Annotated in this window: 12 protein-coding genes; 6 read left to right on the forward strand and 6 right to left on the reverse strand. The window is 74.4% G+C overall.

Annotation, left to right across the window (positions count from 1 at the left end):
* Nucleotides 1-32 precede the first annotated feature (32 nt).
* Complete coding sequence (locus ABD345_RS18030; protein WP_380275189.1) at nucleotides 33-1,574, reverse strand: APC family permease; 1,542 nt, start codon at nucleotides 1,572-1,574, stop codon at nucleotides 33-35.
* Between the two features lie 141 nt (nucleotides 1,575-1,715).
* On the opposite strand from ABD345_RS18030, the gene ABD345_RS18035 reads away from it, so the two are divergent.
* On the forward strand, nucleotides 1,716-2,468 hold the full coding sequence (locus tag ABD345_RS18035; RefSeq protein ID WP_344553257.1) for a TetR/AcrR family transcriptional regulator: 753 nt from the start codon (nucleotides 1,716-1,718) through the stop codon (nucleotides 2,466-2,468).
* A 44-nt stretch (nucleotides 2,469-2,512) separates the two neighbouring features.
* Nucleotides 2,513-2,959, forward strand: coding sequence for a hypothetical protein (locus tag ABD345_RS18040; protein ID WP_344553258.1), 447 nt, complete (start codon nucleotides 2,513-2,515; stop codon nucleotides 2,957-2,959).
* Nucleotides 2,960-2,966: 7 nt separating this feature from the next.
* Here ABD345_RS18040 and ABD345_RS18045 read toward each other — a convergent pair whose 3' ends face one another.
* Entirely contained in the window at nucleotides 2,967-3,377 is a 411-nt protein-coding gene (locus ABD345_RS18045) for a DUF5958 family protein (protein ID WP_344553259.1), read from the reverse strand.
* Between the two features lie 177 nt (nucleotides 3,378-3,554).
* On the opposite strand from ABD345_RS18045, the gene ABD345_RS18050 reads away from it, so the two are divergent.
* A complete protein-coding gene (locus tag ABD345_RS18050; RefSeq protein WP_344553260.1) occupies nucleotides 3,555-4,235 on the forward strand; it encodes a hypothetical protein in 681 nt (226 codons plus the stop codon).
* A gap of 222 nt (nucleotides 4,236-4,457) precedes the next feature.
* The gene (locus ABD345_RS18055; protein ID WP_344553261.1) at nucleotides 4,458-4,988 is read left to right on the forward strand and encodes an NUDIX hydrolase; all 531 of its coding nucleotides are present in this window, start codon (nucleotides 4,458-4,460) and stop codon (nucleotides 4,986-4,988) included.
* Between the two features lie 220 nt (nucleotides 4,989-5,208).
* On the opposite strand, the gene ABD345_RS18060 is transcribed toward ABD345_RS18055, so the two are convergent.
* Entirely contained in the window at nucleotides 5,209-8,586 is a 3,378-nt protein-coding gene (locus tag ABD345_RS18060) for an NACHT domain-containing protein (RefSeq protein ID WP_344553263.1), read from the reverse strand.
* A gap of 205 nt (nucleotides 8,587-8,791) precedes the next feature.
* On the opposite strand from ABD345_RS18060, the gene ABD345_RS18065 reads away from it, so the two are divergent.
* Complete coding sequence (locus tag ABD345_RS18065) at nucleotides 8,792-8,947, forward strand: hypothetical protein (RefSeq protein ID WP_344553264.1); 156 nt, start codon at nucleotides 8,792-8,794, stop codon at nucleotides 8,945-8,947.
* Between the two features lie 52 nt (nucleotides 8,948-8,999).
* On the opposite strand, the gene ABD345_RS18070 is transcribed toward ABD345_RS18065, so the two are convergent.
* The 3 genes from ABD345_RS18070 to ABD345_RS18080 form a co-directional block, all read right to left on the reverse strand.
* The gene (locus tag ABD345_RS18070; protein ID WP_344553265.1) at nucleotides 9,000-9,746 is read right to left on the reverse strand and encodes a helix-hairpin-helix domain-containing protein; all 747 of its coding nucleotides are present in this window, start codon (nucleotides 9,744-9,746) and stop codon (nucleotides 9,000-9,002) included.
* A gap of 121 nt (nucleotides 9,747-9,867) precedes the next feature.
* Nucleotides 9,868-11,145, reverse strand: coding sequence for a hypothetical protein (locus ABD345_RS18075; RefSeq protein ID WP_344553266.1), 1,278 nt, complete (start codon nucleotides 11,143-11,145; stop codon nucleotides 9,868-9,870).
* Nucleotides 11,146-11,204: 59 nt separating this feature from the next.
* On the reverse strand, nucleotides 11,205-11,420 hold the full coding sequence (locus tag ABD345_RS18080) for a hypothetical protein (protein WP_344553267.1): 216 nt from the start codon (nucleotides 11,418-11,420) through the stop codon (nucleotides 11,205-11,207).
* Nucleotides 11,421-11,940: 520 nt separating this feature from the next.
* Between ABD345_RS18080 and ABD345_RS18085 the strand changes: the two genes are divergently transcribed.
* A complete protein-coding gene (locus ABD345_RS18085) occupies nucleotides 11,941-13,476 on the forward strand; it encodes an amino acid adenylation domain-containing protein (RefSeq protein WP_344553268.1) in 1,536 nt (511 codons plus the stop codon).
* Nucleotides 13,477-13,566: the final 90 nt, after the last annotated feature.

The following is a 13,566-nucleotide window of genomic DNA, read 5'->3' on the forward strand; positions in this document are numbered from 1 at the left end:
TTTCTGCGTGGGGTACGGGAGTCGGGCCGGGGTCAGGCGGCGGTGGCGGGTTCGGTCTCGGCGGGGCCGGCAGGGCCGGCGGCGGCCCGGTCGGTGGCGCCGGCGAAGTACGCCGAGCGGCGGACCCAGCGCGACCAGGCGGCGGCGACCAGGCCGGAGGCGATCATCAGGACCGGCACGGTCAGCTCGAACCAGCCGTTGTGGGCGGCGAGTTCGAAGTGGTCGGTGGAGTCGTAGAAGGTCCAGGCGAGGTAGCCGCCGACCAGCAGCAGCACGACCGCGCCGAGCAGCGGGGCGACCACCGCCTTGAGGCCCTCGGCGAGGTCCTCGCGCAGCAGGTGCCGGAAGCGCACCGCGGAGGCGATGGCGACCAGCGCGTAGTAGAGGGCGACGACGATGCCGATGGCGTTGACGGTGGCGGTGATCAGTTCGGTGACGGTCGGGATGGCCAGCGACAGTCCGGCCAGCGCCAGCGAGATGCCGGTGATCAGCCAGGTGCCGGCGGCGGGGGTGCGATGGCGCGGGTGCAGCCGCGTCCAGACCCTGCCGAGGGTGCCGTCCCGGCCCATCGCGTAGGTGCCGCGGGCGGTGGGGATGACCGCGGCCTGCAGCGAGGCGGCGGCGGAGAAGGTGAGGGCGACCAGGGGCAGCGCGGCCAGCGGCTGGTCGGCGAGCTTCTCGGCGAAGTACGCCAGGCCGGTGGCGCCGTTGTCGGCCAACTCGTCGATCGGCAGCACCCGTTGGAAGGCGGTGCCGGCGAACAGGAACAGCCCGAGCATCAGCAGCAGCGACAGGAAGCCGCCGCGGGTGGCGTCCTTCGGGTCGTGCACCTCCTCACCGACGCTGAACACCGACTCGAACCCCCAGTAGCAGAACACCGCGAGCACCATGCCCTGGGCGAGCGCCGCCGTCGACGGGATCTCGAACGGGTCGTACCAGGACAGGCTGAACGGCTGGTCGCCCGCGAACAGGCCGTAGCCGCAGAACGCGATCAGCACCGCGTACTCGAAGACCAGCAGGTACTTCTGCAGCTTGGCGGCCAGGTCGAGGCCGCGGACGGCGACCACCGTCGCGGTGAGCAGCACCAGCATGCCGATCAGCGTGCACTGGAGGCTGGAGTCGGGGTCCAGTGCCACGCCGGGCAGCGCGTGCAGGCCCGCCTTGCCGACCAGTTGGATGATCGCCGAGCCGGTGACGGTGGTGGTGTACGCCATGAAGACCACGGTGGTGACGATGTTCACCCAGCCGGTGAGGAAGCCCAGCCACGGGTTGAGCGTCTTGCCGACCCAGCGGTAGGAGCTGCCCGCGTCCGGTTCGACCCGGTTGAGCCGCCCGTAGCCGCTGGCGATGCCGAGCACCGGCAGGAAGGCCAGCAGCATGATGGCCGGCAGGTGCAGGCCGACCACGCCCGCCATCAGGCCCAGGCCGATGCCGATCGAGGTGGTGGCCGCCGTGCTGGACGCGGCGATCACCACCACCGCGCCGACCCCGACCGACTTGCGCATCGCGTCCGGGCCCGCGGAGGGGCCGCCGCCGTCGGGGACGGGGCCCCGGTCCTTGACCGTCGTTGCCAAAGGATCACCGCCGAATGGGTGTCGTGGGGAGTCGTGGGGGACCGCCGGCGGGGAAGCCCCGGCGGGAACGCCATGAAACCCCCGCCCCCGTCGAACGTCAATGCTGTTGTCGTAAGGGCGGATGCCCTAGGCTCACCGGCCATGACCGACCGCACCGACCGCGCTGGACGCCCCGACAGCGTCGACCGCACCGAACGCACCGAACGGGTCGTCCCCGAGACCGAGCGCCGCCGGCGGCGTCCCACCAAGCAGGGCACCGTCCTCTCCGAACAGGTCATCGTCGACACCGCGCTGCGCCTGGTCGGCCAGCACGGCGCCCAGGCGTTCACCGTCCGCCGCCTGGGCCTCGCGCTCGGCGCCGACCCCAGCGCGATCTACCGCTACTTCCGCAGCACCGACGACCTGCTGCTGGCGGTCGCCGACGAACTGATCGGCCTCGGCCTGAACGGCTGGCGGCCCACCGGCGACTGGCGCGCCGACCTGCGCGAGGTCGGGCTGCGCATCCACGCCCACTCGCTGGCCCACCCGCAGGCCGCCGTGCTCGCCGCGTACCGCACCACCGGCCGGGCCAACGAGATCCGGGCCATCGAGACCATGCTCGGGATACTGCGCGGGGCCGGGTTCCCCGACCCGGACGCGGTCAGCCTCTACCACGCCTTCATCGACCAGGCGCTCGGCTTCGCCGTCCTCGACTCCGCCGCGATCGCCCTGCCCGCCACCGCCCAGCACGCCGACAGCGGCGTCTGGGACACCGCCTACCGCGACCTCTCCCCCGACACCCACCCGCACATCACCGCCACCGCCGACCTGCTCGCCGCCGACATGCGGCGCAGCGCCTACCCGCTGGCCCTCGACCTGCTGCTGGACGCGCTCGCCGCCCGGCTCCCGTCCTGACCCCGCGCCCCGGCCGCGCGGGGCGCCGTGGCAGCATCGGGTCCATGGCCGTCCCGCACCCCGCCGGTGAGTTCCGGATCACCACGCTGTACTCCGTCCCCGACGACGCGTGGTACCTGGAGCTCGACCACCTCCCCAGCGGGGGCACCACCCTGATGCTGGCGATCGTCCCCGACGAGGACCCGGCCCGGGAGCCCTCGGTGTGCGTCTGCACCCCGACCGGGTCCGGCGCCGAGCACATCGACATCCCCGTCCCGGTGCTGCGCTGGTACCTGGAGCAGGTCGAGCGGGAGGTCGAGAACTGCCGGGCCTGGATGCGGCTGCGCCCCGAAGTCGTCTCCCTGATCAAGGAGTTGCGCGACGAGTACGGTGGCGGCATCGGCGACGAGCACTACCCCCCGGTCCTGGCCCGGCTGCGCGCCGAACTCGCCCAGGACGACCTCGCCGACGTCCTGCCGCACGCCTTCGGGCGGACGCCGGAGGCTTTCTGACGATCCGTCAACTCTTCTGATCTGCGGGCAGGTTGTGCCAGTGGTGCGAGCATCCGCCGGCGCAGTGGCCGGCCCGGCGGCGTTCGTCGGCGATCGCGAAGAGCGCGCTCAGCAGGCGGAAGGACGTGATCTGCTCGTCGGCGGGCAGGAAGGCGATCCGCCCCGCGTTCCGGACGCCCCGGGCCAGCATGACGGCCGGGGTGTGGGTCGGCCGGATGCCCGCGCGGCGGATCGCCTCGGGCACGTCGGCATCCTCGGCCCGGGCCTGGTCGGAGCAGAACCACAGGGCGTACAGCACCACTTGGCGCCGTTCCCCGTCCAGGCCGGCGAACCACTCCAGGCCCTGCTCCGGGGTGCGCGCACCCTGCGCGAGCCGGTTGATCATCAACAGGTCGCCGTCGCCCTTCGGCTGCCGCACGCCGTCCGCCTCTCCCCGTGCCGTCCGTGTCGCGCCATCCAAGCAGTCGGCCGCCCCGGCGCGCCGCCGGTTTTCACGGTGGGCGCCCCGACCGCGGGCCCCCCTCCCGCCGGCTGCGGCGTACCCGCTGGTGGACGCGGCGTTCGAGCGCGGGGGGCCGTCCGGTACGGTCGGGGCGTGATCGAGGACATAGCAGGTCGAGGTTCGGTGTGGTGGACGGTCGCCAAGGAGCGGGTGGTCGCCTGCTGGTGGCAGCTGCTCGTGGTGGAGCTGCTGCACCTGGTCGCGCTGTCCGTGCTGAGCAGCATCGTGGCCGGGGCCGGGGCGGCCGAGTCGGCCGAGACGGTGCTGATGTTCGTGATCGGCGCGGTGCTCGGGGCCTGGCGCTGGTCGGCCCGGCTGCGACTGCTGGACGGCGAGGGCGACCTGGTGCGGGCGCTGCGGACGGCGGGCTCCCCCGTGCTGCGGCTGGCCCTGCTCAGCTCCGCGGTGAACCTGTACGGGCTGACCTGGGTGGCGTCGACGCTGTTCTGGGGCGACGACTCGCTGGTGCGCTCGCTGAGCCTGCCGCTGTTCCCGGTCAGCCTGTTCCTGGCCGCGGCGTTCGCACTGCTGCCGATGGCCGTCCTGCTGGAGGGCCGCGGCTTCGGCCGCGCCTGGCACCTGCTGCGCGACGACCGGCGCTCCGCGCTGCGGATCGTGCTGGTGATCCTGGGCCAGGCGGTGCTGTCCGTGGTGCTGCCGAACTCGATGCTGTCCCTGCTGATCGACCCGGCCGCCGCGGTGCTGCTGTTCGCGTCCTACCGACTCTCCCTGGACGAGGAGAAGTCCCCTTCCAGCCCCGGGAAGGCTTCCTGACGACCCGTCATGTTTTCTGCAGGATCCGTGCGGCGACGGCCAGCGCGTCGGGCACCGCACTGCGGGCCGGGCGCCGAGCAGGGGCAGTGCGGGCCCGTCGGGGGTTGGGAGCCCACCGACCGACCCGCCCGGTTGGCGGGAACGGGTCGCCGGTCGGATCGTTCCCGCCAACCACCCTGATATGAAAGGGAGTTCGCCGGACGGAGGGCTATGGTCGGAGCCATGACCCCTCACCCGCACGGTACTTCACGCATCCTGCGCAGCACCTCGCGCGTCCTGCTGCTCGACCACCGGGACCGGCTGCTGCTGCTCTGCTCCCGTGACCCGCGGCCGGCCGGCGGCCGCTGGTGGTTCACCGTCGGTGGGGGCACCGAGGAGGGCGAGGACCAGCTGGCCTCCGCCGTAAGGGAGTTGCGCGAGGAGACCGGGCTCGAACTGCCCGGCGAGCGCCTCGGGCCGCCGGTGTGGACCCGCACCGCCGACTTCACCTTCGACGGCCGCTCCTTCCGGCAGTGGGAGGAGTACCGCCTGCTGCGCCTGACCGCCGCCGAGGCCGCCGCCGTCCGGGTCGACCCGGGCGAGGCCAGGTTCGGCCACCACTGGTGGAGCGTCGAGGAGTTGGCCGGCACCGACCAGACCGTCCGCCCCCGCGACCTGGCCGTCCTGCTGCCCGGCCTGCTCCGCGACGGCCCCGGCCCGGTCCCGCTCGACCTCGGCCTGGTCGACGATGACGACGACCAGGTCCACCACTGACGTCCCGGCACGGGCGACCCCGGCACGGCTGCGCGCCGCCCGCAGGACATCGGTCCGTCGGCGGAGGCGAGGACACCGACGATCAGTTCCAGCGGTTCAGGCTCGTCGCCGGTGACCCGGCACCCCGGCGCCCCGCCGCCCCTCGGCGGTCCCACCCTGCGAGCGGCCTCCTCCGGCCCCCTCGTACGGCGAACGTTTCGCCGTACGGGAGGTGCTCGCGTCAACTCCGGGAGGAGAGAAGGGCCATGCCGGTGGCGAGGCGGCGCAGCAGTGCGAGGCGGGTCACCGGGCGGGGCGGGCCCAGCAGGGTGAGGGTCCGCCGCATCCGGGACCGGACGCTCTCGTCGGGTTCCACCGCCAGCAGGTCGCCGAGTTCCTCGGTCGTCGCGCCGGTGGCGGCGAGGCCCTGGAAGCGGACCCAGCGGTCGTCCGGGGTGTCGTCCACGGTGCCGTCGGCGGCCCAGGGCGCGCGGAACAGCGCCGCGCAGCGGGGGTCCTCGAACCACCACTGGCCGAGCGCCCGCCGCGCGTAGCGCCGCACCTCCGGCGCGGGGTCGTCGGCGGCCCGCTCCAGCAGCAGCTCGGGCAGGTCGGTCCCGTCCGGCCGGCGCCGGATGAACCAGGCCAGGGCCGTCCGCCGGCTTGCGGGCCCCGGGTCGTGCCTGAGCGCCCTGTGGATGAGGGCTACCACCCGGGCATCGCCGGGCCGGTCACCGAGGACGTCGAGCACCTCGTGGCGGAGTTCGTCGTCGGGCTCCGCCACGGCACGATCGAGCAGGAGGTCGAGGAGGTCCGGCTCGGTCGGGTCCGTGCCGAGACGAACGAGGGAGAAGGCCAACGACCGGTCCTCGACCGACGCGGCCGACCCGAACGCGTCCACGACCATGGCGCGGTCCTCCGGGTGCCGGTCCAGTCGGTTACGCACATGGTGCTGCAGCCACGGCGGCATCCGAGTAATGACCCGGCTGTCGAGCAGCGGTTCCATACCGTCGCGCAACGGCCGCCGGTCGCCACCTCGCCAGGCCCGGACGGCCGCCTCCAACGCTGCCTCGCCCGGAGCCGAATCCACTGATCGATCCGTCACAACCCGGGCTTCCCGCGGCTCCGAGCCGACCGCCCGGCCCTCCTTGAGCAACTTGGCGGCCACCTCACGAACAGACGATTCCGGATCGTGGGCGGTCCGGTTCCGGAGGAGCGCCTGCACGGTGGCCGTACCGCGGTCGTCGAGTTCCCTCCTGACGAGCATCACGAGCAGGACGTAGCGTGTCACGTATTCCGGGTGGTGCATCAATTGATCGACCACCACGTCGAGAACACCGGGGGCGGCGCTCCACAGATGCAGCACCCTGAGCACCACGTGGCCGGTCCACGTCGGCGACGACGCATCGACCAGACCGAGGACGGCATCGGGATCGCCCAGGAGCGTGCTCGCCAGATCGGCGCCGGTGCTGTCGTCTCCCTTCTCGTGCCCCCAGAGGGCGTACCACCGGAGGTAGCGTCGCCGCCCGGTCCACTGCGGGCCGAATCCCGCGAGGGCAGTGGGCGAGATTCCGTAGCCCCAGTCGTCCTGGTCGAGGTACTGGGTGACCGTGTCGATGGCCTGGTTGCTCAGGTCCGCCAGAGCGGCGATCTTCTTCACCTCGGCGAGCACGCGTAGCGCGAGCTCCAACTTTCCTGCCCCACGCCGCTCCTGCCGGGCCCGGTGCAACCGGAGCAGGCCGTCGACCAGTGTCCCGGTGTCGCGTTCGCGGAGCTGGCCGGCGACCAGCAGGAGGACCTCGTGCCAACTCGGGTCCCCGGCACGCGGGATGAGCACCTCGCTGACCAACTCCCCTGGGGTCCACTCGCGTTCGTGCTCGTAGCGGTGGACGAGGTCGTCGGCGGCCAGGTACTCCAGGAAGGTGCGGTGCACGAAGCCGTACACGCCGCCGCCGTAGCGGGCCAGGATGAAGTTGCGTTCGCGGAGCTGGCCGATCATGGCGCGGGCGGCGGGGCGGGCCCGGTCGGGGGCGACGTCGCACAACTGGAGGTAGTCGCGGAAGAGTTCCTCGACGGCGCGTTCGTGGACGTGGTTGCCGGAGATGCCGTCGCGGCCCTCCTGCATGTGGCGGGCGAGCAGGCGGAGCAGTTCGAGGCGCTCTTCCTGGCCGAGGACTTCGAGGGTCTCGGCGACGGCGGGCGGGAGGTGGGCGGTGAGGTGTTTGGCGTCGCGGTCCCAGCGGGCGACGAGGACGGTGACGGCGTGCCGGTAGACGCCGTGGCGGTCGCGCGGGAGCGTCTGGCGGCGGCCGAGGATGGCGAGGATGGTGAGCAGCAGCGGGTTGCCGGCGAGTTCGCGGACCGGGCGCGACCGGGTGAGGGCGTCGCCGAGCCGGGTGACCAGGGTGGCGGCGTCGGCGGGGCGGCCGGGGCAGGAGGCGGCGTACCAGCGGCGGGCGAAGGCGGTGATCTGCCCGTCGTCGAGGTCCTGGAGCATGTGGTGGGTGAACCCGGCGGCGTCGAGCACCGCGCGGTGGTAGCCGACGGTGCGGGAGGTGACCAGGATCCGGCAGTGCGGGTAGCGGGCGGCGAAGGCGGCGATCCGGCGGGCGGTGGCGGTCCGGACCTCGGGGTCGAAGAGCTCGTCGAGGCCGTCGAAGACCACCAGCGCGCGGCCGTCGGCGAGCAGGGGCCGCAGGATCTCCGGGGGCGGGGCCAGGCCCTCGGTGCGGGCCAGGTGGGCGAGGAAGTCCTCGAAGGTCGACTGGCGCCACTGCTCCTGGGCGTACGTCCGCAGTTCGACGACCAGCGGAACGTGGCCGACGAGCGGGGCGAGCGGTTCCGCGCCGTCGAGTTCGGCGCCGGTGAGGGCGAGGGCGAGGAAGTGCGCGAGGGTCGACTTTCCGGCGCCCGGGTCGCCGAGCAGGACGGCCCGGCGGGCGTCGTCGCGGGCCAGGACGGCCAGGACGGGTTCGCTGGGCCGCTGCCGGTAGGCGTCCCGGATCTCCGCCAGCCGGTCCGGGTCGATGCCGGGCGGCAACTGCTCGGCCGACAGTTCGCCGCCCTCCAGCAGCCGCTGCCGCAGCTCCTGGGACAGCTCCACCTGCGGCGGGTCGCCCCGGACCGAGGGCGGGACGAAGACCTCGCGCAGTTCGACGACGGGCTGCTCGCCCTGGTCGTGGTCGGGCGTGAGGATCTCCAGGTCGAGGCGGCCGTACGTCTCGGCCACCCGGCGGGCGTACGCCTGGAGGGCGGCAGCTGCCAGCGGTACCGGAACGGGCTGCGGCACCGGGACGGACTGCGGCGCCGGGACGGACTGCGGCGCCGCGTCGAGCGCGGTCTCCAGTGCGATGTGGCGGCGGTTCCACAGCTTCGGTTCGAGCAGCGCGGGCGGCACCGGGCGGGAGGCGGGGGCGCAGTCGCGGCAGGCGTCCAGCAGGGCCCGGACGGTGTTCCAGTCCGGCGTCCGCTGGAAGTCGCCGTTCAGCAGGCGGTGCGCGGTGCTCTTGCTGATCGCTCCGGCGCTCGCCTTGGCCAGTTGCTCGTAGCTCGGCCTGTCGGCCGCGCGGTGGACCTCGTTCAGCGCGTCGACGTACCGCTGCCGTGCCTGTTCCGCCACCATGCCCCCGTACCGCCCCGGTCGCCGCCCGCCGTTCCGGAACGTTCCGGGACGTTCCGCGTCGGCGGGCCCATCGTACGGCGGCCACGGGGGAGTTCGGGTGCTCGTCCCGGTTTCTCCCGGTCCGCCCCGCGGTCGGCGGCGGGGGCGGAGGGTGCTCCTCGTCGGCAGTCCGTCCGACTACGAGTGCGAGGGAGTCACGTCCGTGACCGTCGAGTTGATGCTCTTCCTGTTGGCCCTGCTGGTGTTCGCCGGGGTGGTACTGCCGGCCGTCTGGTCGCGGCACGGCTACCGGCGCACCGCCGCGCGGCGGACGCTCGTGCTGTTGCTGCGGGCGGTGCGAGGGCGGTTCACGCCCTGATCCCCGCGCCCGCCCGGCCCGTCGCCGTTGCCGCCACCGCCGCTGCCACTTGTCACTTCGGCAGGAAGACCGCGTACTCCTTGACCCGGGCGGTCTCGCCCTCGGCGAGCTGGGCGTACACCGCCACCTCGTCGACCGTCCGGAACTGGCCGAGCTCCTCGCGGGCCCGGACCACCCGGGCCGCCGTCTCGGGCGGGAGCGAGCAGTGGGCGGAGATCGCCTCGACCGGGGCGGAGTTGAGGTCGACCAGGCCACCGTCGTCGTAGGGGCCGGTCAGGTCGGGGCGGCCGATCCGCAGTTCGTGCGCCATCACGGCGTCCCGCGCGACCAGGGCCCGGGCCTCCTCGCGCCGGGCCCGGGCGGCGAGGCGGGCCGCCACGACGGGGTCGGCGGAGCCGGGGCCGGTCGGCGGCGGGACGGCCGGGGCGGCCAGGCCGTACACCTCGCGGCGGACCGGGCCGATCTGCACGCAGGCGAACCCGACGGTGCCGATCATGCCGAGCACGAACAGCCCCTCCAGCGCGTCGCCCACCCCGCGGGGGACGTGCCCCTGCGCGTCGTGCGGGACGAAGGAGCTGAGCGTGAACAGCAGGACGACGAGCGCGGCGTAGACCGCCGCGCGGATCCGCAGGCTGCGGCGGTTCAGCCGGGAAGCCGCGTGCAGGAAGGGCAGCGGCGTCAACAGGCCGAACGAGCAGATCATCGCGACGAAGTACCAGGTCCCCTTCGGGCGTCGCGCCGACGGCGGCGACGGGAAGGGCGGCTGCCCGCCGGGGTGCGGCGGGTGGGGTGCGGTCATGGTGGCGGCTCTCGTCCGGGGCCGGGCCACGCGGGCGGGCGGACCGCGCCGCGTGCCGGGGTGGTACGGCAAGTGACGCCCCATGATAGGACGTTCGGGACACTTGGGACCGACTCTTCGTTCAGTCGACGGCGGGGGCGTCGGCCTTGGCGGCGGTGGTTCCGGCCTTGGCTGCGGTGGCGCGCCGCCGACGGCGGTCGGTGAGGGCGAGCAGGAGCGCGGCGGTGGCGGGGAGCGCGGTCATGGCGCGGAGCAGGCCGCTCTCCGGGTAGGTGTCCTGGCGCAGGTGCAGGGCGAGGTACCCGGCGGCGAGGCCGACGGTGCCGGCGAGGGCGAGCGGGCGGGCGGCGGCGCGGATCCGGCGGTCGGCGAGGGCGGCGAGCCCCACCGCCAACGCCCCGGCGGCGGCGAGTCGGGGGTGGGCGAAGCCGAGGCCGTAGCGGACCGCGAGGGCCGGCACCAGGAACAGCACCAGCACCCGGCGCAGCAGGACGGCGAGCGCGGTGGTCCCGGGGCCGGGAGCGGCGGCCGGGGTCGAGGCCGGGGCCGGGGTCGAGGCCGGGGCCGGGGTCGAGGCCGGGGGCGAGGCCGGGGCCGGGGCCGGAGCCGGGCGGCGGCCGTAGCCGGTGGCGGCGAGGACCGCCAGGGCGATCACCATTTCGGGCCAACGCCCTTGCAGGTGGCGGAGGTTGTAGAGCAGCGCGGTGTCGTAGACCACCATCACCAGGGTGCCGACGGCCCACAGTTCGGCGGTGAAGCGCAGCAACCCGAGGGTGTCCAGGGGCCGTTCCACTCCCGGTGCGCGGCGGGCGGCGCGGAGCAGCAGCGGTGCGGTGCAGAGTGCCGACAGCGTCCGGATCGCCACGTCCTGGACGGTCCACGGGTTGCGCAGCGCGTACTCGACGACGCCGAACACCAGGGTGTACGAGGCGGCGGTCGTCCACACCGGCGCGGGCGAGCCGAGGACGCGGCGCAGCAGCGCGGGGCTGAGGCGGTGCAGCACGGTCGCGTAGGCCAGCAGCACGAACGGGAGCTCCAGGAACGCCTGCACCCGCAGCACCGTCGGCGCGAACAGTCCGGGCGCCGGCAGGTGCGCGGCCAGTGCCCGGACCACCGGGTGCCCGGTCGGCTCGGCGAACCACCCGGGCGGCAGGTAGCGGGCGACGTACCCGGCGTCGCCGCCGTGCACCCGCACCAGGCAGGCGCAGCACAGCAGTTGGTTCAGGTAGACCAGTGCGACCACCCCCGCCAGCAGCACCTCCGGCCGGACGGTGGCGGGCGGGCCGCCGACCGGACGGGCCGTGGCGGCGGGCGGGCGCAGGGCGCGGGGGCCGAGCAGCAGGGCGGTGCCGGTGGAGCCGAGGACGGCGGCGTCGACCAGCAGCACGGTGGTGGTCATCCGCGGGATGCTACTGCCGGGCACAGGGCCAGGTCACCGCCGGGCGGCACAGGGCCCGGTCAGCGTCGGGGCGGGCCGAGGCAGGAGAGGGCCGCGCCGAGGAGCCGGTCGGTGCGCAGGCGGCCGCGGGCGCGGGAGTCGGTGCCCGCCCGGTCCGGCCTCAGCAGGCCGCGGGCCGCGAACCCGCCAGGGCGGCCGGGGGCGGCCCGGGCGACTGGGGTGGACCGAACGGCCGGGGGCGGGCCGGGGCGGCCGTGTTCCGGGCGGGTGTTCACGCCCCGTCACCGCCCGGGGTGGCGGAGGGGCGGTGGGCTGCGGTGGGCGGCGCCGGGCGGGAGTGGAGCGGCGGGCTCCGGGGGTGGGGGGTTTCCGGCGGGCCGGATTGTTTCGGGGGGCCGGTTCCGGTCCGGGGAATGCGGCGGTCGGGATTCGGCCGGGAAAAGTCGGTTCGTCCACCAAGCGTGCGTGATCGGCGGGGTCGGTTATCGTCCGGGTCCGCTTCCGGCCTCCTTTCCCTCCCGTTTTAGCGGAGTGCGGTCGATTCGCTGACGCACCGTCAGTCGGATGGCGCGGCGGCGGCCGTGGCGGCATCGGGGTCGGGCGGTCCGGGCGGTGGTGGCCACTTCCGCCCGATGACTGAACGTGATCAAGTCACGGCCCGAAGGGGTTCGCGGGGCGATCCCGGGCGGCCCGGATATTCCGTCCGGCAGCCATTGTGGGGCCGGATCGCTGGAGGTAGAGTCCCGGTTCGCCGAAGCACGGACGGGCACCTCTGGGCATTTTCTTGGAGCGGGCATGTCAAAGAACGGCGGCGTCAACGGACCGGGTTCCGACCTGTTCGACGCGTTCGCACGAACCGCTCTCCGGTGGCCCGGACGGGTCGCGGTCGATTCTCCCGGGGACACTCTCGACTACCGTCAACTCTCTTTCTCCGTCAGCAGGTTGGCGGCTGCGCTGGGTGACCGGCCGGGCCCGGTCGCGGTGTCCGCGGAGCACGCTCCGCGGACCGTGGTCGCCCTGCTCGGGATCCTCGCGGCGGGCGGCACGTACGTCCCGGTGGATCCGGCCTTCCCGGTGGAGCGGCAGCGCCGGATGGTGGCCGCCGCGGGCTGCACCGCCCTGGTCGGCGCGGCCGGGCAGGCCGCGCTGCTCGGCCTGCCGCACGTCGAACCGGCAGCTGGGGAAGGGGAGTTGCGGCCGAGCGTGGCCGCCGACCCGGAGGATCCGGCGTACCTGCTGTTCACCTCCGGCTCGACCGGGCAGCCCAAGCCGGTGCTGACCCCGCGCCGGGCGGTGTCGGCGGTGACGGGCTCGCTGCGCGGGCTGTTCGGGGTGACGCCCGAGGACCGGGTGCTCCAGTTCGCCTCGCTGAACTGGGACACCTGTTTCGAGGAGATCCTGCCCGCGCTGACCGCCGGGGCCCGGCTGGTGTTCGACCCGGAGGCGCACTCGGCCTCCTTCCCCCGGCTGCTGCGGGCGGTGGAACGGCGCGGCGTCACCGTGCTGGACCTGCCCACCGCGTTCTGGCACGAACTGGTGCTGCACCTCGCCGAGGACGGCCCGGACGCCGAACTGCCGCCCTGCCTGCGGCTGGTGGTGATCGGCGGCGAGGCCGCCGACCCGGCCCGGCTGGCGGACTGGAGCCGGCTGGCGGACAGCGGCCGGATCCGGCTGCTGAACACCTACGGCTGCACCGAGACCACCCTGATCACCCACGCGGTGGACCTGCTCGGCCCCGACACCCCGGAGCCGGGCCGCCGCTGGGGGCGGGAGGAGCGCGCGCCGATCGGCCGCGCCCTGCCGCACGTCGAGGAACTGCTCACCGAGGACGGCGAGTTGCTGATCGGCGGCCCCGCCCTGGCGACCGGCTACCCCGGCCTGCCGGAGGCCACCGCCGCCCGCTTCGCCGAACGGTCCGGCCGGCGCTGGTTCCGCACCGGCGACCGGGTCTCCCGGGGCCCGGACGGGGTGCTGACCCACCGCGGCCGGATCGACCACGAGGTGAAGGTCCGCGGCATCCGGGTCGACCCGGCCGAGGTGGAGACCGCGCTCGGCAGCCACCCCCGGGTGGGCCTGTCGGCGGTCACCGCCACCACCCTGGCGGGCCGCACCGCGCTGGTCGCGTACGTCGTCCCGCGCCCCCGCGGCGACGGGGAGGCGCCCCCGAGCGCCGAGGAACTCCTGCGCCACCTGCGGGAGTCACTGCCCGACCACCTCGTCCCGAGCCGGCTGACCGTCGTCCCGGACCTGGCCCGCACCCCCGGCGGCAAGATCGACCGCGCCGCCTCGCACCGCCTGCACGGCAGCACCGAACGCGCACAGCTGTCCTGATCCCCCCTTTCCCCCACCGGAATCGATGACCAGTCCGCTCCGGTGACCGCACCACCCGCGCACCACCTCGCGCACCCCCGTACCTCCGCA

The sequence above is a fragment of the Kitasatospora saccharophila genome (assembly GCF_039529925.1).
Classification (GTDB): Bacteria; Actinomycetota; Actinomycetes; order Streptomycetales; family Streptomycetaceae; genus Kitasatospora; species Kitasatospora saccharophila.

Bases quoted from the DNA above. Each gene is read 5' to 3' on its own strand.
- ABD345_RS18055 (WP_344553261.1), top strand. From the start codon at position 4,458: ATGACCCCTCACCCGCACGGTACTTCACGCATCCTGCGCAGCACCTCG.
- ABD345_RS18085 (WP_344553268.1), top strand. From the start codon at position 11,941: ATGTCAAAGAACGGCGGCGTCAACGGACCGGGTTCCGACCTGTTCGAC.
- ABD345_RS18070 (WP_344553265.1), bottom strand. From the start codon at position 9,746: ATGACCGCACCCCACCCGCCGCACCCCGGCGGGCAGCCGCCCTTCCCG.
- ABD345_RS18040 (WP_344553258.1), top strand. From the start codon at position 2,513: ATGGCCGTCCCGCACCCCGCCGGTGAGTTCCGGATCACCACGCTGTAC.
- ABD345_RS18035 (WP_344553257.1), top strand. From the start codon at position 1,716: ATGACCGACCGCACCGACCGCGCTGGACGCCCCGACAGCGTCGACCGC.
- ABD345_RS18075 (WP_344553266.1), bottom strand. From the start codon at position 11,145: ATGACCACCACCGTGCTGCTGGTCGACGCCGCCGTCCTCGGCTCCACC.